Raw genomic sequence first — 21,470 nt, forward strand, 5'->3', positions numbered from 1 at the left:
GATCAGGGCACGGCGCGCCGCAGTGTGAGGAAGGCGATGCCGGCGAGCACCGCGCCGAGCAGCAGGCCCCACAGCGACAGTCCGATGACGCCCTGGCCGGCCACCCACTGCCAGACCACGCCCCACGCGTCCACGCGGCCGACCACCCAGGGCCCGAGGACGAAGAGGGCCCCGATCCCGACGAGCACGGCCGTGAGTGCGACGCCGCCGAAGCGCTTGTAGATCGTGGCGATCCAGAAGCCGATCACGAAGAACAGCATCGCGAGGGCGAAGTTGCCGAGGAAGGCGCCGACTGGCCCGTACTCCCAGACCCAGGGCAGCCCGAAGAAGTACCCGTCGAAGCCCCAGCCATCGGTCGCCTGCTCGAGGAGACCGCCTACGACGGCGATCCCGCCGAGGATCGCGGAGGTCAGCGCCGCCGTGAGCAGAGTGCCGAGATAGAACTCCCAGCGCGTGACGCTCATCGCCTGCGAGAACGGGAAGGTGAGGGTGAGCGCCTGGATGCCGACGATGCCGAAGTACCAGATCGGCGCCTGCTGACCGGCGCCGTAGAAGGGGCCTTCAACCCCCGACCCGGCGAGGATCGCGTAGATCGCGAGCGTCATCAGGAACGCGGCACCCAGGATCATCAGGGGGATCCAGATGTAGGTCTGCCTGTTGATCAGCTGCATCCGGACGACGCTGACCGTGCGGTTCATCGCAGTGCTCCTTGCTCGACGGCGGCGGTTCGGTCGGGATCGGCTCCGGAGACATGCTGCGTCAGGCGCACGATGAGCTGCTGCAGCGATACCGGTGCGACCTCGAGCCCGGTGGCGGCGAGCCGCTCCCGCTCGCCGGCCGACAGCGCACCGAGCACGGTGACGGATGCCACTCGTCCGAGGCTCTCCCGGTGGATCACATCGCGCCCTGCGACGAAGGCCTCGACAGCGGCGGCGTCGCCCACGATGTTCGCCGCACGGTCGCGGACGGCATCCGTGTCTTCGTCCATGATGATCCGCCCCCGGTCGATGACCAGCACCCGCTCGATGAGATTCGACACCTCGTCGATCAGGTGACTCGAGAGCAGGACCGTGCGCGGGTGCTCGGTGTAGTCCTCGAGGAGCCGGTCGTAGAAGATCTGCCTGGCGACGGCGTCGAGACCGAGGTAGGGCTCGTCGAAGAACGTGATGTCGGCACGCGATGCCAGGCCGATGATCAYGCCCACCGCCGACAGCTGCCCGCGGGAGAGCTTCTTGATCCGGCGTGTGAGCGGCAGCTGGAAGTCGTCGACGAGCCGATCGGCGAGATCCTGGTTCCAGTTCGGGAAGAACAGTCGCGCGGTGGCGAGGGCGTGCTTGGGCCGGGCGTCGTCCGGGTACTTCTGGCTTTCGCGCACGAAGCACATCCGCCGGAGCACCTTGGCGTTCTCGTAGGGGCTCTGTCCGAAGATGCGCACGTCGCCGGAGGTGGCGAAGTTCTGCGCGGTGAGGATCGACATGACCGTCGTCTTGCCCGCGCCGTTGCGTCCGAGCAGGCCGTAGATCGTGTCCTTGCGGATCCGGAGGCTCACGTCGTCCACCGCGAGCGTGTCGCGGTAGCGCTTGGTGAGGTGGTCCACCTCGATCACCGTGTCGGGGGCTGCGGTCATCGTTCGGCTCCTTCCGGGGAGACGGATGCCGCGCCCCCGCCGCCGTTCGCGGCGCGTTCGCGGATGAGTTCGGTGAGGTCGTCGGGCTCGAGCCCGAGCGTGCGTGCCTCGGCGAGCAGCGGCTCGACGAATCGATCGGCGAACGCGGCGCGGCGTTCTGCGCGCAGGAGTGCGCGGGCTCCGGGCGAGACGAACATCCCGATCCCCCGCCGCTTGTAGAGCACGCCCTTGTCGACGAGCATGTTCACTCCCTTCGCCGCCGTGGCCGGATTGATGCGATAGAACGCGGCGAGTTCGTTCGTGGACGGAGCCTGAGCCTCTTCGGACAGGCTGCCCTCGACAATCGAGTCCTCGACGCGCTCTGCGATCTGCAGGAAGAGCGGCCTCCCCTCTTCGATCACACCCACTCCGTCTGTTGGTTAGTTACTTGACTAGCTAACCATGCATCCGCGAGGACTCGCCTGTCAAGAGCGACATCGGCCCCAGCGGGTGCGCGGGCGGAGCGAGGTGGGGTAGACAATGGGGAAGGACATCGAGGCAGAGCGGAGCGGGTCGTGGCGGAACACCCCATTGCGTTCGTGCTGGGTGGTGGTGGGGTGCGCGGCGCCGTGGAGATCGGCATGATCGATGCGCTGCTGCGCGCCGACATCCGACCCGATCTCGTCGTCGGCACGTCGATCGGCGCGATCAACGGAGCGCTGGTGGCGAGTGATCCGACCCTGACGGTGATCGAGAAGCTGATGACGGCGTGGACGTCGGCCGAGGCGAACGCGGTCTACGGCGGCTCGCTCGCCACCCAGATCAGCCGGCTGGTGAAGACCAAGACCCATCTGAACTCCCCCCAGCCCCTGCGCGAGCTGCTCGAGCGCAATCTGGGCGCGGACRCCACCTTCGAGGGGCTGACCGTGCCGCTCCAGGTCGTGGCGGCGAGCATCGAACGCGCCGCCGAGCAGGTGTTCGACTCCGGGCCGCTCATCGACGCGGTGCTGGCGTCGTCGTCGGTGCCCGGGCTCCTGCCCGCGACCCGCATCGGCGACGAGCACTACATCGACGGCGGCATCGTCAACTCGATCCCGATCGAGCAGGCCGTGCTCGCCGGGGCGAAGACGATCTTCGTGCTGCAGGTCGGGCGGGTCGAGACGCCGCTGGTCGCGCCATCCTCTGCTGTCGACACCGCGCGCGTCGCGTTCGAGATCGCCCGGCGCCACCGCTTCGCCCGCGATCTGGCGACGCTCCCCGCGGACGTCGACCTTTACGTCCTGCCCACCGGCGGTCCGCTGGAGGGGGACGACACCCTGCGTTCCTACCGGAAGATGGAGACCGTGCGCCTGCGCATCGACCAGGCCTACGAGGCCAGCCGGGACTTCCTCATCGATCGCGGACTCGCGTCCGCCCCGGTCGTGACGGGAAGCGAGGACTGATGCGGCTGCCTCCGCTCTGGGTGCGCCGCGTCGTCGTCGCCCCGCTCGTCATCATCATCTCGGTCCTGCTGCTGGTGCTCTCGCCCCTCTGGCTGCTCGTCGCCCTTGCGCTGACCTCGCTCGTGCCCGGACGGTTCCGGCTGCCGCGGGTGATGTGGCTCATCACGGTCTACCTGCTCTGGGACTCGGTGCTGCTGATCGTCCTGCTGGCGATGTGGATCGCGTCGGGCTTCGGCTGGAAGCTGCACTCGCCCGCCTTCGTACGAGGGCACTATCGCATCGGCGCCGCCGCGCTGCGCGTGCTCTTCTGGATCTTCGGCGGCGTGCTGCGCCTCTCGATCCACACGAAGGGAGCGGACGGAGTCGACGCGGATGCCGCGGCCGCCGCGTTCCGGGAGCTCTTCGCGCCCGGCACGCCGATCATCGTCGCCAGCCGGCACGCCGGACCGGGCGACTCGTTCATCCTCATCCACGCCCTGCTCAACTTCGTGGCCCGGCGGCCGCGCATCGTGCTCAAGTACACGATGCAGATGGACCCGGCGGTCGACATCCTGCTGCACCGGATTCCGGCGCGATTCATCGTGCCCTCCGGGTTCGGGGCCAAGGGCGGCCCGAAGGGCGGAGGCCGCGGCGTCGAGGACAGCCTGAAGGACCTCGCCACCGGTCTCGGGCCCGAGGATGCGTTCGTCATCTTCCCCGAGGGCGGCAACATGACCTCGACGCGCCGCCGCACCCGCATCGATCGGCTGCGGGCTTCTGGACGCACGGCGCTCGCCGACCGCGCGGAGGCGATGGTCCACGTGATGCCGCCGCAGCCGGGCGGGATGCATGCCGCGCTCGAGGCATCCTCCGACGCCGACGTCGTGTTCATCGCGCACACCGGACTCGACCGGCTCGTGACGACGGCCGACATCTGGCGCGAGCTGCCGATGGACAAGCAGATCACGATGCGCGCCTGGCGGGTGCCGCGGTCGGAGATCCCCGTCGGCCGGCCCGCCCAGGCGGAGTGGCTGTTCGACTGGTTCGAGCGGGTGGATCGCTGGATCAGCGAGAACGAGGAGCCGACCGCGGACTGACTGCGGCGGTCAGGGTCGCGGCTTGGGGTGCACGATGCGTCCAGGCGCCGTCTCGGTGGTGCGCGCCGGCACCGGCCAAGGGCCCGCAGTCGAGGTCGACGGCTGGGGACCGGTCGACCCCGCCGGCGAGGCCTGCGGTGCTGCCGTCGGCTTTCCGGGAGCAGGAGCCGGCGCGGTCTGGGCGGTGGCTCCGGTCGTGAGCTCGAGCGAGACCTGCTTCTCGAGCACGACGATCGCCTCGTCCGACAGCGAGATGAGTCCGTCCAGCTCCTCGCGCACGCGGCGATAGGCGAGCTGGCGCTCCGCCGGCGTCGCGGCCTGGTCGATCGCGACGCTGAGGAGCTGCTTCGCGGTGTCCAGGCGCTTGCGCTCGTTGTCGGTGAACCCGGAATCGCGGATGCGGCGGGCGTCGCGTTCGGCCACGTCGAAGGCGACCTCGAAATCGGTGACAGCGCTGCGGTACTCGGCGAGTTGGTCCCGCGTGAGCTTGGTCTTCGCTGTGGCTGGACGCAGGCCGTCGGCCATCTTCTTCGCGCGCAGGAACGCCGCGGTCAGCGGCTGGCGGCCATCGCTCATGGCGGGGTAGGCGATGAGCTTCGCGATGTCGAGTTCGTACTCGAGCCAGCGCGCGGTCACGGCATCGTGCGCCGCGAAGAGCCGCTCGAGCTGCGACTGCGGGGGACGGCCGTCGCCGTTCTGCTGCTGCCACGGCGGCGCGGGCCACGGCGGGGCGGACCAGGCCTGGGTCGCCACGGGGGCAGTCGGTGTCGCGGACTGCGGCCCTGGAAGCGCGACAGCGCCGCGGCCGCGAGCGGCCGCCTCCGCCGCCTTGAGCTCGGCCTTGGCGTGCAGCACTTCGAGACGTCGGCGGTGGCGACGGCGCGCGCGACGCTCCCAGGCGCCACCGACGCTCGCCATCACGCCCATGAGCGGGAAGACGAGCCACCAGTAGCCGCCGATGAACTGGAAGACGGGCTCCACCCTGTCATGCTAACCGTCGCGGGGCGCCACGGTGCTGGGGGTCTGCCGTGCAGCCCGCTGGGAGCCCACCGAACCGAGGTGCTCAGCTCACCGCGGGGGCGATGTCGGAGGCCGCACCCGCGCCATGGCCTCCGCCGACCAGGCAACCGCGCGCTGGGCACTCCACAGGAGGTCCTGCGCGGTATCGGCCCAGTGGCCGAACTCGTAGCCGAGCGGCTTCGCCTGCCCCGAGGCTTGGCGAAGCACCGACTCCTCGGCGGCGTCGAATGCACTCTCGACCCGTCTGACCGCGTCACGATAGGCGGCGAAATCCGCAGGCGTCATCCGCGCGGCGGCAGAGCTGGGACGCAGCTGCTGAGCGATCGACTGTTCGCGGAGGAACGCGGCCATCACCGGCGATCGGCCATCGCTCATCTCGGGATACGCGATCGCCTTGGCGGGATCGGTCTCGTACTCCATCCATCGGACGAGCACCGCGGTGTGAGCGGCCATGACCTTCGCAAGTGGAAACTCGGCGGGGTCGGAGCCGATCCGCGGCATCGTCGCACGCATGGTGCGCAGGTTGATCCGCGCGGCACGGAGGCCCGCAGAAGCTGCCCTGGCCGATTGCCTCGCGTGGGCGAGCGCGCGGCGCGCAGCCGCGAGATCCCGCTCCGATGCGCTGTGCGCGGACAGCTCGGCCTGCGTGCGCGCGACGTCGGCGCGAGCAACCGCGACATCGGCTCGCCCTCGGGTCACGGCAGCGCGCGCGGAGCTCAGATCGCGTCTCGCGGCGTCCAGTCCCAGCCGGCGTGCGCTCACGGTGCGCTGGCCGCGCAGACCGAGCCAGCCGAGGGCGCCCGCGCCGATCGTCGCCGGCGCGATCCACCAGACGTCGGCGACGAAGACCAGAAGCGGATCCACGGGGCCATGGTAGCCGCGCCGGAAGGGATCAGGCTGGGAATCAGGCCCTGATTCAGCCGAAGAGCAGGGCCAGCACTGTCGCGCCGCCGCCGACGAGGATGAGGCTCACGATGACGACCCACGCGATCGCTTTGACGCGCTTCTGCCGGGTGTCGTTCAGGCTCGTGTACTCGTCGTCGTCGGACATGGGTCCAGCCTAGAGCGCCGGCTCGGTCACGGTYGGACCGAACACGGCAGGCAGGGTCGCGGTCGACCGGTCGCGCAGCTCGGTGAGCGGCACAGTGAACAGTCCCTGCACCTCGAGCGCGGGCGCATCCCCGTCGCCGGGTGCGTCGGTGACGCCGATGCGCAGCACCGGGTAGCCGCGCCCGTCGCACAGACCCCGGAACTTCACGTCGTCCTCGCGAGGCACCGAGACGATGACCCGTCCGGTGGACTCCGAGAACAGGGCGGTCGCGGCATCCACGCCGTCGCGCTCCATGAGCTCGGTGAGCCAGACGCGCGCGCCGACGCCGAAGCGCATGACACCCTCGGCGAGAGCCTGGGCGAGGCCACCGGACGACAGGTCGTGCGCGCTCGAGACGAGCGACTGCAGCGATGCCGCGTGCAGCAGGTCGCCGAGTCGCTTCTCGCCGGCGAGGTCCACCGCCGGCGGGCGTCCGCCGAGGTGGTCATGGATGGTGCCCGCCCACGCCGATCCGCTCAGCTCGGTCGCAGTGACGCCGAGGAGGTAGATGTTCTCGCCCTCGTCCTGCCAGCCGGACGGGATGCGGCGTCCCACGTCGTCGATGATCCCGAGCACGCCGACGACCGGCGTCGGGAAGATCGGCACATCGCCGGTCTGGTTGTAGAAGCTGACGTTGCCGCCGGTGACGGGGATGCCGAGTTCGAGGCATCCGTCCGACAGTCCCTCGACGGCACGCGAGAACTGCCACATGACCTCGGGGTTCTCCGGGCTGCCGAAGTTGAGGCAGTCGGTGACTGCCGTCGGCACGGCGCCGGAGACGGCGACGTTGCGGTACGCCTCGGCGAGGGCGAGCTTCGCGCCCTCGTAGGGGTCGAGCTGGCAGAACCGCCCGTTGCAGTCGGTCGCGATCGCGAAGCCGAGCCCGGAGTGCTCGTCGACGCGGATCATGCCGGCGTCGTCGGGGAACGACAGGGCCGTGTTGCCCATGACGTAGTAGTCGTACTGGTTGGTCACCCACGCCGTGTCGGCGAGGTTGGGGCTCGCGACGAGCTGGATGAACTGGCTGCGGAGCGTGTCGGCGTCGAGGTCGCGCGGCAGGGCCGTCGCCGAGTCGTCGCGGAGCGCGTCGATCCAGGTCGGGTACGCCACGGGCCGCTCGTAGACGGGGCCGTCGACGGCGACCGTCGAGGGGTCGACGTCGACGATCTGCTCGCCATGCCAGAAGATCTGCAGACGGCCGTCGCCGGTGACTTCACCGAGCACGCTGGTCTCGACATCCCACTTGCCGACGACCTCGAGGAACGCGTCGAGCTTCTCGGGCGCGACGATCGCCATCATGCGCTCCTGGCTCTCGCTCATGAGGATCTCCTCGGGCGTGAGCGTGGGGTCGCGCAGCAGCACCTTCTCGAGGTCGACGCGCATGCCGCTGCCGCCGTTGGCCGCGAGCTCGCTCGTGGCGCACGAGATGCCGGCGGCGCCGAGGTCCTGGATCGCTTCCACCAGATCGTCGCGGTACAGCTCGAGGCAGCACTCGATGAGCACTTTCTCGGCGAACGGGTCGCCGACCTGCACGGCGGGCCGCTTGGTCGGGCCGCCGTCGGCGAACGTGTCGGACGCGAGGATGGATGCCCCGCCGATGCCGTCGCCGCCGGTCCTGGCGCCGAACAGCACGACCTGGTTGCCTGTGCCGCTCGCGTTGGCGAGCTTGAGGTCCTCATGACGGAGGACGCCGACCGCGAGGGCGTTGACGAGCGGGTTGCCCTGGTAGACAGCGTCGAAGACGGTCTCACCGCCGATGTTGGGCAGGCCCAGGCAGTTGCCGTAGAACGAGATTCCGGAGACGACCCCGTGCACGACCCGCGCGGTGTCGGGGTGGTCGATGGCGCCGAAGCGCAGCTGGTCCATGATCGCCACAGGGCGGGCGCCCATCGAGATGATGTCGCGCACGATGCCGCCGACGCCGGTCGCCGCACCCTGGAAGGGCTCGATGTAGCTCGGGTGGTTGTGCGACTCGACTTTGAACGTGACCGCCCAGCCCTCGCCGATGTCGACGACGCCGGCGTTCTGGCCCATGCCGACCATGAGGCGTTCGCGCATCTGGTCGGTGACCTTTTGCCCGAACTGGCGCAGGTAGATCTTGCTCGACTTGTACGAGCAGTGCTCGCTCCACATCACGGAGTACATCGCCAGCTCGCCGCTCGTGGGCCGGCGGCCGAGGATCTCGCGGATCTGCGCGTACTCGTCGGGCTTGAGCCCCAGTGCGGCGTAGGGCTGCTCGCGCTCGGGCGTGGCAGCGGCGTTGTCGACGGTGTCTGCGGCAGGACGAGCCGCAGTGGTCTTTGAGGGGGTGGTCACGCGGCTGAACTCCAGGATCGGGCCGATGCGAATCGGGGGTGCCGGACGCTACCCATCCTATCCGCGCCGGTGCCGACCGCCGGGCGGGCCGCAGAACGCTCAGTCGACGTGGAACACTTCCGGGATCGTGTGCCACCACTCGCCGTCGGTCGCTTCGGGCACCGCGCGCTGCATCGGACCGCACACGGCCCACCAGCGCTGCGTGGCTTCGTCCTCGGCCATCGCCGCCATGTCCGCCTCGTAGTCGTCGCCGACGTACTCGAAGAGCGAGAAGAGCAGGGTGCCGTACCGGTGGATGGAGTAGTTGCGGATGCCGCTGCGGGCGATCTGCGCGAGCACCTCGGGCCACACCGCCGCGTGGACGCGCTCGTACTCCTCGATGAGCTCCGGGTCGAGCCGGATGACCTGGGCGACGCGCATCAGGCCGTCAGGGGCCGGACGCGGACGTGCGTCGCCCCGCCGTCGACGTCGAGCGCGGTGCCGGTCGTCGAGCCGGAAAGCGGGCTCGCGAGGTAGCAGATCGCGTGCGCGACCTCTTCGGCGGTCACGAGCCGGCCGATGGCCTGCCGGGCGTCGAGCGCGGCGCGCTCGGCCTCGGGGTCGTCGGCCTGGGACAGCAGGCGGTCCACCCAGGGCGTGGCGGCGGTCCCGGGGCACACGCAGTTGACCCGGATCCCCTCGCGCACGTGGTCGGTCGCCATGGCCCGGGTGAGCGCCAGCACGGCGCCCTTCGACGCCGAGTAGAGGGCGCGCAGCGGCAGGCCGCTCTGCGCGGCGATCGAGCTGGTGTTCACGATGGCGCCAGCCGGGCTCTCACGCAGCCACGGCAGCGCCGCGGCCGAGACGCGGGCCATGCCGATGACGTTGATGTTCAGCACGCGCGCCCACTCGTCGTCGTCGTTGTCGGCGACGGTGCCGGCCGCGCCGATCCCGGCATTGTTGATGAGGATGTCGATCCGTCCGAAGCGCTCGCCGACGGCCGCTATCGCGGCATCCACCGACGCGCGGTCCGCGACATTGGCGGTGAACCCCGCGAGTGGGGCGGGGACCTCGGGATTGAGGTCGAGCACCGCGACCTGCGCCCCGCGGCCCGCCAGCTCGAGTGCCGTGGCCAATCCGATCCCGGATGCGCCGCCGGTGATCACGGCCACCAGGCCTTCGAAGTCGTTCGCGCTCATGCCTGCTTCATCTCCTGTCGGGCTCATCCGAGCCCCTCGATCTCGAGTCGGTACCACGCTATGGCAGATAGGCGATGAATCTGCTCGAGCTCCGCTTCCGAGACGTCGAGCGCCGCGTGGAGTCCATCGAAGGTGCGGGCGTACCCGCCGGCGAGCAGGCACACCGGCCAGTCGCCGCCGTACATGAGCCGCTCAGGGCGGAACGCGGCGACGGCTTCCGCGACGACGGGGCGGAGGTCCGCCACGGTCCACGAGTCGGGGGCTCCGGATGCGCTCGCGAGGCCGGAGAGCTTGGCGGCGACGTTCGGCGATGCCGCTGCCGCGCGCAGCAGCGAGCGCCACTGCGCGAGGGCCGCGGCATCCGCTCCGATCGGCGGCTTGCCCAGGTGATCGATGACGATCCGCAGGGACGGATGCCGCGCCGCGAGCACCGGCACGAGCGCGAGGCCGGCGGGGCCCGAGGTCACCACGTCGAACGCGAGACCGGCCGCGGCGAGGCGATCGAGGCCCGCGGCGACGTCGTCGCGCAGCACCCAGCGGGTGTCGGCCATGTCGTGGATGAGCGCGCGCACGCCGACCACCTTGCCGGTGGCGAGCCGGTCGGTCAGGGCCTCGTCGAGCCCAGGACCGGCGAGTGGGAGCCAGGCCACCACACCCGCGACCTCGGGATGCGCGGCGGCTTCGGCCAGCATGCGATCCGTGTCGCCCGCCGTGTCGGCGGCCTGCACGAGCACGACGTGGTCGACACCCAGGGCTGCGCGCTCCGCCGTGAGATCGTCGAGCCCGAAGTCGTGGTCGAGCGTGGCGAGGTCGGGGGTGATCCAGCCGTAGTCGCCGGACGCGCGCTGCCAGATGTGGGTGTGCGCATCGATGATGCCGCTCACGCGGTGGCCCCCTGCCAATAGCCTCCGTCGGGGAACCGGTACTCCTCGATCGACGGAGCGAGGATCTCCGCGCTGTAGCCGGCCTGCGTCGGGATGACGTAGCGGGCGTTCTCGACGATGCAGGGGTCGGCGAAATGCTCGTGCAGGTGGTCGACGTACTCGGTGACGCGGTGCTCGGTGGTGCCGGTCAAGGCGATGTGGTCGAAGATCGACAGGTGCTGCACCAGCTCGCACAGGCCGACGCCGCCGGCGTGCGGACAGACCGGCACCCCGCGCTTGGCGGCCATCAGATACACCGCGATGATCTCGTTCACGCTCGCCAGCCGCGCCGAGTCGATCTGGCAGTAGTCGATCGCCTCGGCCTGCAGCAGCTGCTTGAACAGCACGCGGTTCATGCCGTGCTCGCCGGTGGCGACACCGATCGGCGCGACCGCCGCCCGGATCGCCGCGTGCCCGAGCACGTCGTCGGGGCTCGTGGGCTCCTCGATCCAGTGCAGGTCGTAGTCGGCGAGGGCCCGCACCCACTCGATGGCCTCGGGCACATCCCACATCTGGTTCGCGTCGATCATGAGCTTGATGTCGGGGCCGATGGTCGCACGGGCGAGGGCCACGCGACGGCGATCCTCGTCGAGGTCGCGGCCGACCTTGAGCTTGACGTGGGAGTACCCCTCGGCCATCGCCTCCCGCAGCAGTCGCACCATCTTCTCGTCGTCGTATCCCAGCCAGCCCGCGCTCGTCGTGTAGCAGGGGTATCCGCCGGCGGCGGCGAGCTCGGCGGTCCGCGCCGCGCGCAGCGGCTCGGTCGCGCGGAGCATCTCGATCGCCTCGTCGCGGGTCAGCTCGTCGGAGAGGTAGCGCAGATCCAGCGTGTCGACGAGGGTCTCGGTGGGCAGCTCGACGAGGAAGCGCCACAGCGGCTTGCCCGCCCGCCGCGCGGCGAGATCCCACACCGCGTTCATGACCGCGGCCATCGCGAGGTGCACGACGCCCTTCTCCGGCCCGAGCCAGCGCAGCTGCGAGTCCGACGCGAGCAGACGGTAGGTGCCGCCGAGGTCGCCGACCACATCGCCGAGCTCCCGGCCGACCAGTCGGTCCGCGTAGCTGCGCGCCGCCGCGGCGCACAGCTCGTTGCCCCGGCCGATCGTGAAGGTGAAGCCATGCCCGCGGAGCGGGGTGCCGTCCGCGGACTCGTCGGTGGTCAGCACGACGTAGGCGGCCGAGTAGTCGGCATCCTGGTTCATCGCGTCGGAGCCGTCGGCGGTGACGGATGTCGGAAAGCGCAGGTCGTGGACCTCGACGCCGGTGATCGTGCTCATGAGACCTCGGGGATGTGGCCGGCGGCGGCGAGGGCACGCCACAGCGCGTCGGGGAGGGGGGCGGTGAGACGGGCGACGGTCTCGCGGGCCTGGCCGGGGCCGCGCATGCCGGCGACCACCGACACGACCTGCGGGTGCCGCAACGGGAACTGCACCGCGGCGGCAGGCAGCGAGGCGCCGTGCTCGCGGCAGATCCGCTCGATGTCCCGTGCGCGGGCGAGGATGTCGCCGGGCGCTTCGGCGTAGTCGAAATGGGCGTCGTCGGGCACATGCTCGCGGCTGAGCAGCCCGGAGTTGTACACGGCGGCCGCGACCACCGCGACGTCGCGCTCAGCGGCGAGGCGCAGCATCCGCTCCGCGCGATCCTGCTCGAGCAGCGTGAAGCGGCCGGCGCACATGACGATGTCGACGTCGGTCTGCTCGATGAGATCGGCGAGCATCTCGCCCTGGTTCATCCCCGCGCCGAACCCGCGGATGACGCCTTCGTCGCGCAGTTCGGTCAGCGCCTGGGCGCCGGTCGTCGAGGCCGCCTCCCAGTGCTCGTCGGGGTCGTGCATGTAGGCGATGTCGATGCGGTCGACGCCGAGCCGGTCGAGGCTGTCTTCGATCGAGCGCAGCACACCGTCGCGGCTGAGGTCGTAGACCCTGCGGGTGTCGGCCGGCACATCGAAKCCGTCCGCCAGATCGCGCTGCCCGGCGGTCTCGGGGCTGGGCACCAGCAGGCGGCCTACCTTCGTGGACAGCACGTAGTCGCCCCGGGGGTAGGCCGCCAGCGCGCGGCCGAGCCGGCGCTCCGAGAGCCCGAGGCCATAGTGCGGAGCGGTGTCGAAATAGCGGATGCCGCTGTCCCAGGCCGCGCGGACGGTAGCCTCGGCCTCCTCGTCGGACATCGCCCGGTAGAGGTTGCCGAGCTGCGCGCAGCCGGCGCCGAGCACGCTGATCTCGAGCCCGCGGTGCGGGCGTGTGGGAAGAGTCATGACACGATCCTGTCCTCGATCGCGTCGCGATCCCAGTCGATGCCGAGGCCGACGGTCTCGGGGGCGAGCGCCCGGCCGTCCTGGATCGTCATCTCGGTGCGGGTGATGCCGCGCAGCTGCGGGATGTGCTCGACGTAGCGTCCGTTGGGGACCGCGGCGACGAGGCTGACATGCAGCTCCATGAGGAAGTGCGGGCACACGTGGACGTTGAAGGATTCGGCGAGATGCGCCACCTTCAGCCACGGTGTGATGCCGCCGATGCGGGCGACGTCGACCTGGACGATGCCGGCCGCGCCGCGGTCGAGGTACTCGCGGAACTGCGCGATGGAGTACATCGACTCGCCGACGGCGATCGGCGTCGCGGTGGAGCGGGCGAGGCGCACGTGCCCTTCGATGTCATCTGCCGGGAGCGGCTCCTCGATCCAGCCGAGGTCGAGCCCGTCGAAGAGGCGCGCGCGACGGATCGCCTCGGTCGCGGTCATCGACTGGTTGGCGTCGACCATGAGGTCGAACCCTGGCCCGACGGCGTCGCGGACGGCGGCGAGGCGCTCGCGGTCCTCGTGGCCGCTCGGCTTGCCGATCTTGACCTTGACGCCGCTCAGGCCCTTGCGCTGCGAGACGACGGCGCCCTCCACGAGGTCGTCGACCGACAGGTGCAGCCAGCCGCCTTCTGTGTCGTAGAGCGGCACATCACGGCGGAAGCCGCCGGCGAGGCGCCACAGCGGCAGTCCGGCGCGCTGCGCCGCGACATCCCACAGAGCGGTGTCGACTGCGGCGAGGGCGAGCGAGGTGATCGCGCCGGTCGTGGTGGCGCGGGTCGAGGCGAACAGGCGGTGCCAGATCGCCTCGATGCGATCGGCCTCCTGGCCGATCAGCAGGTCGAGCAGGTGATCGCGCAGCATCGACAGCACCGCGCGCCCCCCTGTGCCGATCGTGTAGGAGTAGCCGCGGCCGTGCAGGCCGTCGCTGGTTTCCAGTTCGACGAAGATCGTCTCCTGCTTGACGAAGCTCTGCACGGCGTCGGTGCGCTCCGTTTCGACGGCGATATCGACGAGGAAGGCGCGAGCATCGGTGATCGTGGTGGCCATGGTGCTTTCTGATGTACGAAAGATCGTATTTGATCTTCGACCGCTATAGTGCTTCAGAACGGATGCGGGTGTCAAGCGAAGGTGGTGCGATGTCGACGATGGATCGTATCCCTTCGCTCGCGAGCGGTGTGCGGGTGATGCTCGGCGACGAGGTGCACGCCGTGCTGCAGCTGGCGATCATGGATGGCACGATTCCGCCGGATGAGCGCCTCAATGCGGGGGAGCTCGCCCGGCGATTCAGCGTCTCGCCGACCCCCGTGCGCGAGGCGCTGGCGAGGCTGGAGTCCGACGGCCTCGTCGAGAAGCACCCGCTGAAGGGCTACCGCACGACCGATCTGCTCGCCGAGCAGGAGCTCATCGACCTCTTCGAGCTGCGCCTGCTGCTGGAGCCCGGAACAGCCGCGCGCGCCGCCGAGCGCCGGCAGGCCGAGGACTCGGCCGGGCTTCGCCGCGAGATCGAGCTGGCGCGTTCCGCGATCGGCCGGCCCGACGCATACTCTGTGCTGTCACAGCACGACGTCCGCCTGCACGACACGGTCTTCCGTGCCGCGCGCAACGAGACCGTGCGGCAGGCTTACGCGCGCACGCACTGCCATCTGCACACCTTCCGCCTGGCCTACAGCGGCGCGTACGTCGCGGACACCGTAGACGAGCACGCCGCTGTCGCGGACGCCGTCATCGCCGGAGATCCGGCGGCGGCAGAAGCCGCCATGCGGCGGCACCTCGAGCAGTCCCGTGAGCGGCTGCTGCGGGTTTTCGGCTGAAACGACGAAGGCCGCGCCCGGACCGGGCGCGGCCTTCACCAGCGGGTGTCAGACCTTGCGGAACTGAGCGACCATGTGGCACTCGAACGGGTCGCGGGCGGACAGGCCGACGCGGTTCAGGTACTCGATGACGATCCCATAGGACTGCAGCATCGTGGTTTCGGTGTACGGGACATCGAGCGTGTTGCAGTAGTCCTTGACGATGACGCGGGCCTTCGAGAGGTGCGGCCGCGGCATGCTCGGGAACAGGTGGTGCTCGATCTGGTAGTTGAGGCCACCCATGAGCGTCGTCGCCCACCAGCCGCCGCTGACGTTGCGCGACGTGCGCACCTGCTTGGTGAAGAAGTCGAGCTTCGCGTCGCGGTCGATGAGCGGCATGCCCTTGTGGTTCGGGGCGAAGCTTGCGCCCATGTAGACGCCGAAGACGGCGAGCTGGACGCCCAGGAAGGCGAAGGCCATGCCGAGGGGCAGCATCCAGAACAGGGCGCCCAGGTACACGGTGAAGCGGAGCGCAATCAGCGACAGCTCGATCCAGCGGCCCTTGACGTTCCTGGAGGTCGTGAGGTGCTTGACGCTCAGGTAATGCAGGTTGAAGCCCTCGAGGGTCAGCAGCGGGAAGAACAGCCAGCCCTGGCGCCGGGTGATGAACGTCATGATCCACGGTGTCTTCGCGGCATCCTCTTCGGTGAAGCGGATCGTGTCGATCTCGATGTCGGGGTCTTTGCCGACGCGGTTCGGGTTGCCGTGGTGGCGAGTGTGCTTGGTGTCCCACCAGGCGCTGCTGGTTCCGACGATGCCGTTGCTCAGGATTCGTGCGAGCCGATCGCTGGCCGGGCCGGAGCTGAGGATCTGGCGGTGCCCGGCCTCATGCGTGAGGAACGCCACCTGGGTCAGCACGATGCCGAGCGCAGCGGCGATGAGCAGCTGGAACCAGCTGTCCCCCAGCAGGATGAAGCCGGCGATGCAGCCGGCCATTGCGAGCAGCAGGCCGGTGCCGACGAGGGCGTAGAACCAGGACGCCCGGCCCAGGAGGCCGGTCTCGCGGATGACCTGGGAGATCTGCGTGTAGGCGCGGGTCAGCGGCGGGAAGTTCTCGGCGCTGGCGTAGGTCTGGCGGATCGGGCCGAGGCGGGCCTCCGGCGTGTTGGTGGCGACGGTGGTGATGGTGGCCATAGCGCACCTTCTTCGATCGGGAACCCGCGGCGACGGGGGTTCGTTTCCAGCCATGGGCGGACGCCGATCGCTATGCCCCACACTACGGACCCGACATACCGGCGGAGGCATGCGTTGTGATGGAATTGTGATGTCCAACGACGTCAAAATGGTGTCACAATGACGTCATGCAGATCTCAACGCATGTGGAAGCACTCCAGCGACAGCTGATAGCGACCGCCGCCGCCGGCACCACCGAGACGGAGGAGATCGCGGGCAGGCTCGTCGTCGCCCTCGATGCGTCGGCGCGGGTCGCGATCCTCGAGGCGCTGTCCGAGGCCGCCGCCGAGATCACCCGCGACCTCGCGCCCGGCGCCGTCGACGTTCGCCTGCGCGGACGTGACGTCGAGTTCGTGGTGAGCCGTCCGGCGGCCATCCTCGACGCTCAAGCGGCGGTCAGCGCGCCGCGGGCGGGCACGGTGGGGGATGAGACGGATGACGGGACCGCCGCGCGCACCACCCTCCGGTGGCCCGACTCGCTCAAGAGTCGCGCCGAGGCCGCCGCCGCGAGTGAAGGCCTCTCCCTGAACACCTGGCTCGTCCGCGCGGTCGGTGCCGCGCTCGATCCCCGCCCGGTCGTGCGGGAGAGCAGCGGCTCGACCTTCTCGGGGTGGGTCCGTTGACCAGCTTCGCTGTCACGGGCGTCGGGGAGGTGCGCGTCGACATCCAGATGGGCCGAGCCGAAGTCCTCGCCGCGACGCGGGATGACATCTCGGTCTCCGTGCTGCCCAGCAACCCGCGGCGGGCCGGAGACCGCTCGGCCGCGGAAGCGGTCAGGGTGGAGCGGATCGGGCAGACGGTCGTGGTGACGGGTCCGTTCCGGATGAACCTTTTCGGGCCGGGCGACTCGATCGACGTCGTCGTGGAGGTGCCCGAGGCATCCGTCGCCGACGTCGAGGTGAAGTACGGCTCTGCCCGTCTCACCGGTGCCCTCGGTCCCGTTCGCGCGGTGGTTGGGTACGGCGACCTCACCGTCGACCGGGCCGAGCGGCTCGAGGTGAAGGGCGGCCACGGGGAGTTCCGCATCGGCCGGGTCAGCGGCGACKCCGACTTCACCTTCAAGTCGGGTTCGGCGCGCCTCACCCACGTCGGCGGCGGCCTTCGGATCAAGGGGTCCGACGGTCCGATCGTCGTGGACTCGGTCGCAGGGTCGGTCGACGCGGTCACCTCGAGCGGATCGATGGAGTTCGGCACGCTGTCGTCGGGGGCGACGATGCGTTCGGCGTACGGTGCCGTGCGGGTCCGGGACATCGTCCGCGGCGCGGTGCGGGTCGACGGCTCCTACGGGTCGGTCGATGTCGGCGTACGGCAGGGCACGGCCGTCTGGGTCGATGCGACCGCGCAGCACGGCGTCGTCCGCACCGACCTCGCGGCGGACGCAGGCCCCGTCGAGGGCGAGGACACCGTCGAACTGCGCATCCGCACGGGTTACGGCTCGATCGCGATCCACCGTTCCGACACCCGCGCCTCGGAGGAGAAGTCATGACCTCCCCCATCTGGGCGCGAGCGCCGCTGACGTCCGACCGCTGTGCGCGCGCGGCGGTCAGGCGCGGCTGAGGGCGTCCTCGAACGCGACCCACGCGAGCATCGCGCACTTCACGCGCGCGGTGTACTTCGAGACGCCCGACAGCGCGGCGGCGTCGCCGAACGTGTCCTCATCGAGGTCGATCGTGCCGCGGGAGCGCAGCGCCTCGCGGAAGCCGTCGATGAGAGCGGATGCCTCGGCCCGCGGCATCCGCTCCGTGCGCGGCACTCCATCCGGGTCGAGGCGTACGAGCTCCGCGAGCATCGAGGCGGACGCCTGCGAGATCGAGCAGCCCGCGCCCTCCCACGTGACGTCGCGGACGGTGTCGCCCTCGACGCGGACCCGGACGGTGATCTCGTCGCCGCAGATCGGGTTGCGCTGGTGCGAGGTGGCGGAGCCGGCCTCGTCGTCGGCGAGCCCGAACCCGACCTTGCGCTTGTAATGGTCGAGGATCAGCTCCTGGTAGAGCGACTCGAGCCCGCTCATCGGCCGACCCCGAAGAACCCGCGCACTCCGGCGACCGCTTCGAGCAGCAGGTCGATCTCGGCTTCGGTGTTGTAGAGCGCGCCGCTCGCGCGCACCGAGGCGGTGAGTCCGAAGCGGCGGTGCAGGGGCTGGGCGCAGTGGTGCCCCACGCGCACGGCGATGCCCCGGGAGTCGAGGAACTGGCCGGCATCGTGCGCGTGCACCCCGTCGACGTCGAAGGCGCACAGCGCGACGCGCTGCACTGCCTCCCCGGTCGCTGAGCTTGTCGAAGCGTCCCCGAGCAGGCGGATGCCGGGGATCGAGCGCAGCCCGTCGCGCAGCCGTCGCTCGAGGCGCTGTTCGTGGGCGTGCACCGCATCCATCCCGATCGCGTCGAGGTAGCGGATGGCGGCGGCGAGCCCGATCGCCTGCGAGACCGGCTGCGTGCCCGCCTCGAATCGCTGCGGCGGCGCGAGGTACTGCGCCTCGTCGAGGGTGACGGTCGTGATCATCGACCCCCCGGTGAGGAACGGAGGAAGCGCCGCGAGCACGTCACGGCGTCCGTACAGGCCGCCGATCCCGTAGGGCCCGAGCATCTTGTGGCCCGAGAACACGGCGAAATCGACGCCCAGCGCGGGGAGGTCGAGCGGCAGGTGCGGCGCGGACTGGCACGCGTCCAGCACGGTGAGGGCGCCGGCCGCCTGGGCGAGCGCGACGAGCTCGGCGACCGGGTTCACGATCCCGAGCACGTTCGACACGTGCGGGAACGCGACGACCCGCGTGCGCTCGCCGATGACGGATGCCGCGGCATCCATGTCGATCGTGCCGTCATCGTGCACCGGAATGTGCCGCAGCCTCGCGCCGGTGCGTGCGGCGAGCTCCTGCCACGGGATGAGGTTGGCGTGATGCTCGGACTCGGTGACCACCAGCTCGTCGCCCGGCGCGAGCGCGAGCCGGCGCGCGGCATCGCCGCCGCGACCGGCCGAGGCGTTGCCCAGCCCGTACGCGACGAGGTTGATGCCGGCGGTGGCGCCGCTCGTCCAGACCAGCTCATCCTCGGCTGCCCCGACGAACCGCGCGACGGTGGCCCTCGCATCCTCGAACAGCTCGGTCGCCTCGGCGGCCAGCGTGTGCGCGCCACGGTGGACCGCGGCGTTGGACCGGGTGAGGAAGGCGACCTCTGCGTCGATCACCGCACGCGGCTTCTGGCTCGTCGCGGCCGAGTCGAGATACACCAGCGGCACGCCGTTCACCTGCTCGGCGAGGATCGGAAARTCGGCTCGCAGCGACTCAGGGCGCAGCGACGCGGGCGCGGGCACGGTCGAGGTCATCCCTCCAGGCTACGCCGACGCGCCCGGGCCGGGGCCTCGCTATGTGCCCTCGGAGTCGGGCCCGGACTTCTTCGCGACCGGAATCGCGCCTGTGCTGGGGTCGAACGGACGCCCCGCTCGCTCCTGGCCGGGGAGCGGCCGGGAGCGCCGGCCGTAGATGAGCTCCGAGGAGTCCAGCAGCCAGGGCACGAGGGTGATCGTGACGCCGTGGATCAGCATGAGCTGCTGACCGATGCGGCCCGCGCGCCGGTTGTGCAGGAGCGACTCCCACCAGTGCCCGACGATGTACTGCGGCAGGTACACGGTGATCACGGTCGAGCCGTGCTTCTCGCGGTACACCTTGATGAATTCGGCGACGGGCTGCGCGTAATAGCGGTACGGCGACTCGATGATCACGAGCGGGATCGGCATCCCGTGCTTCTCCCACTCCTTCTGCAGCGACCTCGCCTCCTCCTTCGTGACGGCGACGTGGAGCGCGATCGTCTTGTCGTGACGGGCGGCGAGGGCGTAGTCGATCGCCTTCACCACCGGCTTCTGCAGGCGGTTCACAAGGATCAGGGCGACGTCGCCGGACGACCCGAAGTGCATCCGGTCGTCCATCTCGATCTCGTGCTCGACGTCGCGGTAGTAGCGGTTCACGCCGATCATCAGGACCGCCAGGATCGGGATCGCGATGAACACCAGGTAGGCGCCGTGGGTGAACTTCGTGATCGTCACGATGACGAGCACTGACACCGTCATGGTGGCGCCGAGGGTGTTGATGATGAGCCTGCGGATCGTGCTGCGCCGCTCGAGGACTGCCGACCGCTGCCGCTGGGCGTCGGGCGGGAGCTTCTCGCGCATGTTCCGCAGTGCGCGTTTCCAGTGGCGCACCATGCCGATCTGGCCGAGCGAGAACGACACGAAGACGCCGATGATGTAGAGCTGGATCAGGGTCGTGAGGTTCGCCTGGTAGATGATCAGCACGCCGATCGCGACGATCCCCAGGATGATCATGCCGTTGGAGTAGACCAGGCGGTCGCCGCGGGTGTTCAGCGCCTTGGGCGCATAACCGTCGCGGGCGAGCACCGAGCCCAGCAGCGGGAAGCCGTTGAACGCGGTGTTGGCCGCGAGGAGGAGCACGGCCGCCGTCGCCGCCTRGATGACGTAGAACGGGATCGACCCCATGCCGAAGGTGGCCGACGCCACCTGGGCCATCAGGCTGGGCTGCGGGTTTGCGCAGTCGAAGCCGATCAGGGTGCACGGATCCTCGGCGTAGTGCACGCCGGAGATGAGGGCGAGCGCCGTGAGTCCCGCGAACAGCAGCGCAGCGATCGTGCCCATGAGGGCCAGGGTGGTCTGGGCATTGCGGACCTTGGGCTTGCGGAAGGCGGGCACGCCGTTCGCGACGGCCTCGACGCCGGTGAGGGCGGAGCAGCCGCTGGAGAACGCCCGCAGCACGAGCAGGATGACCGCCGCCTGACCGAGGTTCTCGGCCTGCACGCCGTAGTCGTGGCTGGATGCCACCGGCGGATTGCCCAGGAGGGTCTGGGTGAGCCCGACGACGACCATGACCCCGACGGATCCGATGAACACGTAGGTCGGGATGGCGAAGAGGAGCGACGCCTCGCGCACTCCACGGAGGTTGACCACGACGATCAGGATCACGAACCCGACGGCGAGCTCGACCCTGCCGGGGTTCAGGAACGGCAGCGCCGAGATGATGTTGTCGACGCCGGAGGCGACCGACACCGCGACGGTGAGCACGTAGTCGACGAGAAGTGCGGCTGCCACGACCACGCCCGGGACCTCGCCCAGGTTCTTGCTGGCGACCTCGTAGTCGCCGCCGCCCGAGGGATACGCCTTGATGAGCTGGCGGTAGCTGATCACCACGACGATCAGCAGCACCACGACGGCCGTCGCCACGTACGGGCTGAAGGAGAGGAACGCCAGTCCGCCGGTGAGCAGGATCATCAGCAGCTCCTGCGGCGCATACGCCACGGACGACAGTGCGTCGGAGGCGAAGATCGGCAGTGCCATCTTCTTCGGAAGCAGGTGGTCGTCCATCACTTCCGACGACAAAGGGTCGCCGATGAGGATGCGCTTCGCGATCGGGGAGTCAGCTGACCCGGGCTCGCGACTGTCGTTGGTCACGGCGGGCGAGACTACGCCCGTTCCGGCGGGTAAGCAATTCACCCGCG

Annotated in this window: 22 protein-coding genes; 5 read left to right on the forward strand and 17 right to left on the reverse strand. The window is 70.0% G+C overall.

From position 1 onward, the window contains the following. Positions 1–2: 2 nt before the first annotated feature. From AC1DVT_RS00845 to AC1DVT_RS00855, 3 genes are read right to left on the reverse strand one after another with little or no spacing between them, the layout of a single operon-like run. Positions 3–698: a hypothetical protein gene (locus tag AC1DVT_RS00845; protein WP_477385698.1), complete on the reverse strand. Its 696-nt coding sequence runs from the start codon at positions 696–698 to the stop codon at positions 3–5. Further along, positions 695–1,627: an ABC transporter ATP-binding protein gene (locus AC1DVT_RS00850; protein ID WP_477385700.1), complete on the reverse strand. Its 933-nt coding sequence runs from the start codon at positions 1,625–1,627 to the stop codon at positions 695–697. Before AC1DVT_RS00850 ends, AC1DVT_RS00845 begins: the two co-directional genes overlap by 4 nt. Beyond that, on the reverse strand, positions 1,624–2,028 hold the full coding sequence (locus AC1DVT_RS00855; RefSeq protein ID WP_477385702.1) for a GntR family transcriptional regulator: 405 nt from the start codon (positions 2,026–2,028) through the stop codon (positions 1,624–1,626). The genes AC1DVT_RS00850 and AC1DVT_RS00855 overlap by 4 nt, the downstream gene beginning before the upstream one ends. A 153-nt stretch (positions 2,029–2,181) precedes the next feature. On the opposite strand from AC1DVT_RS00855, the gene AC1DVT_RS00860 reads away from it, so the two are divergent. Together AC1DVT_RS00860 and AC1DVT_RS00865 are read left to right on the forward strand one after the other, a co-directional pair. Then, positions 2,182–3,048 (forward strand): patatin-like phospholipase family protein, encoded by an 867-nt coding sequence (locus AC1DVT_RS00860; RefSeq protein WP_477385704.1) that lies wholly within the window; start codon positions 2,182–2,184, stop codon positions 3,046–3,048. After that, complete coding sequence (locus AC1DVT_RS00865) at positions 3,048–4,124, forward strand: 1-acyl-sn-glycerol-3-phosphate acyltransferase (protein WP_477385706.1); 1,077 nt, start codon at positions 3,048–3,050, stop codon at positions 4,122–4,124. The genes AC1DVT_RS00860 and AC1DVT_RS00865 overlap by 1 nt, the downstream gene beginning before the upstream one ends. Positions 4,125–4,133: 9 nt before the next feature. Here the strand turns inward: AC1DVT_RS00865 and AC1DVT_RS00870 are convergent, their stop codons facing one another. The 10 genes from AC1DVT_RS00870 to AC1DVT_RS00915 all read right to left on the reverse strand — a co-directional run bounded on the left by AC1DVT_RS00870 (position 4,134) and on the right by AC1DVT_RS00915 (position 13,993). Next, the gene (locus tag AC1DVT_RS00870; protein WP_477385708.1) at positions 4,134–5,105 is read right to left on the reverse strand and encodes a hypothetical protein; all 972 of its coding nucleotides are present in this window, start codon (positions 5,103–5,105) and stop codon (positions 4,134–4,136) included. Positions 5,106–5,192: 87 nt separating this feature from the next. Beyond that, positions 5,193–6,008 (reverse strand): hypothetical protein, encoded by an 816-nt coding sequence (locus AC1DVT_RS00875; protein WP_457099851.1) that lies wholly within the window; start codon positions 6,006–6,008, stop codon positions 5,193–5,195. 52 nt (positions 6,009–6,060) lie between these two features. Further along, positions 6,061–6,195: a hypothetical protein gene (locus AC1DVT_RS00880; RefSeq protein ID WP_477385710.1), complete on the reverse strand. Its 135-nt coding sequence runs from the start codon at positions 6,193–6,195 to the stop codon at positions 6,061–6,063. Between the two features lie 9 nt (positions 6,196–6,204). Next, complete coding sequence (purL, locus tag AC1DVT_RS00885) at positions 6,205–8,550, reverse strand: phosphoribosylformylglycinamidine synthase subunit PurL (protein WP_477385712.1); 2,346 nt, start codon at positions 8,548–8,550, stop codon at positions 6,205–6,207. A gap of 99 nt (positions 8,551–8,649) precedes the next feature. Further along, on the reverse strand, positions 8,650–8,970 hold the full coding sequence (locus tag AC1DVT_RS00890; RefSeq protein WP_477385714.1) for an L-rhamnose mutarotase: 321 nt from the start codon (positions 8,968–8,970) through the stop codon (positions 8,650–8,652). Beyond that, a complete protein-coding gene (locus AC1DVT_RS00895; protein WP_457099855.1) occupies positions 8,970–9,728 on the reverse strand; it encodes an SDR family NAD(P)-dependent oxidoreductase in 759 nt (252 codons plus the stop codon). Before AC1DVT_RS00895 ends, AC1DVT_RS00890 begins: the two co-directional genes overlap by 1 nt. Positions 9,729–9,751: 23 nt before the next feature. After that, entirely contained in the window at positions 9,752–10,612 is an 861-nt protein-coding gene (locus AC1DVT_RS00900; RefSeq protein WP_477385716.1) for an amidohydrolase family protein, read from the reverse strand. After that, on the reverse strand, positions 10,609–11,928 hold the full coding sequence (locus AC1DVT_RS00905) for an enolase C-terminal domain-like protein (protein ID WP_477385718.1): 1,320 nt from the start codon (positions 11,926–11,928) through the stop codon (positions 10,609–10,611). The genes AC1DVT_RS00900 and AC1DVT_RS00905 overlap by 4 nt, the downstream gene beginning before the upstream one ends. After that, positions 11,925–12,905 (reverse strand): aldo/keto reductase, encoded by a 981-nt coding sequence (locus AC1DVT_RS00910; protein ID WP_477385720.1) that lies wholly within the window; start codon positions 12,903–12,905, stop codon positions 11,925–11,927. The genes AC1DVT_RS00905 and AC1DVT_RS00910 overlap by 4 nt, the downstream gene beginning before the upstream one ends. Next, positions 12,902–13,993 (reverse strand): mandelate racemase/muconate lactonizing enzyme family protein, encoded by a 1,092-nt coding sequence (locus AC1DVT_RS00915; protein ID WP_477385722.1) that lies wholly within the window; start codon positions 13,991–13,993, stop codon positions 12,902–12,904. The genes AC1DVT_RS00910 and AC1DVT_RS00915 overlap by 4 nt, the downstream gene beginning before the upstream one ends. A gap of 98 nt (positions 13,994–14,091) precedes the next feature. Here AC1DVT_RS00915 and AC1DVT_RS00920 point away from each other — a divergent pair, with 98 nt between their 5' ends. Then, complete coding sequence (locus AC1DVT_RS00920) at positions 14,092–14,757, forward strand: GntR family transcriptional regulator (RefSeq protein ID WP_477385723.1); 666 nt, start codon at positions 14,092–14,094, stop codon at positions 14,755–14,757. Positions 14,758–14,805: 48 nt separating this feature from the next. Here AC1DVT_RS00920 and AC1DVT_RS00925 read toward each other — a convergent pair whose 3' ends face one another. Continuing rightward, the gene (locus tag AC1DVT_RS00925; RefSeq protein WP_477385725.1) at positions 14,806–15,930 is read right to left on the reverse strand and encodes a fatty acid desaturase family protein; all 1,125 of its coding nucleotides are present in this window, start codon (positions 15,928–15,930) and stop codon (positions 14,806–14,808) included. A 167-nt stretch (positions 15,931–16,097) separates the two neighbouring features. Here AC1DVT_RS00925 and AC1DVT_RS00930 point away from each other — a divergent pair, with 167 nt between their 5' ends. Continuing rightward, the gene (locus AC1DVT_RS00930) at positions 16,098–16,592 is read left to right on the forward strand and encodes a toxin-antitoxin system HicB family antitoxin (RefSeq protein ID WP_477385727.1); all 495 of its coding nucleotides are present in this window, start codon (positions 16,098–16,100) and stop codon (positions 16,590–16,592) included. Further along, positions 16,589–17,455: a DUF4097 family beta strand repeat-containing protein gene (locus AC1DVT_RS00935; RefSeq protein WP_477385729.1), complete on the forward strand. Its 867-nt coding sequence runs from the start codon at positions 16,589–16,591 to the stop codon at positions 17,453–17,455. Before AC1DVT_RS00930 ends, AC1DVT_RS00935 begins: the two co-directional genes overlap by 4 nt. 57 nt (positions 17,456–17,512) lie before the next feature. Here the strand turns inward: AC1DVT_RS00935 and sufU are convergent, their stop codons facing one another. From sufU to AC1DVT_RS00950, 3 genes are read right to left on the reverse strand one after another with little or no spacing between them, the layout of a single operon-like run. Next, positions 17,513–17,980 (reverse strand): Fe-S cluster assembly sulfur transfer protein SufU, encoded by a 468-nt coding sequence (gene sufU / locus AC1DVT_RS00940; protein WP_477385731.1) that lies wholly within the window; start codon positions 17,978–17,980, stop codon positions 17,513–17,515. After that, positions 17,977–19,290: a cysteine desulfurase gene (locus tag AC1DVT_RS00945; RefSeq protein WP_477385733.1), complete on the reverse strand. Its 1,314-nt coding sequence runs from the start codon at positions 19,288–19,290 to the stop codon at positions 17,977–17,979. The genes sufU and AC1DVT_RS00945 overlap by 4 nt, the downstream gene beginning before the upstream one ends. 39 nt (positions 19,291–19,329) lie before the next feature. Further along, positions 19,330–21,336 (reverse strand): APC family permease, encoded by a 2,007-nt coding sequence (locus AC1DVT_RS00950; protein ID WP_477385769.1) that lies wholly within the window; start codon positions 21,334–21,336, stop codon positions 19,330–19,332. Between the last annotated feature and the right edge of the window lie 134 nt (positions 21,337–21,470).

Source organism: Microbacterium sp. P2_F9 (genome assembly GCF_056403635.1).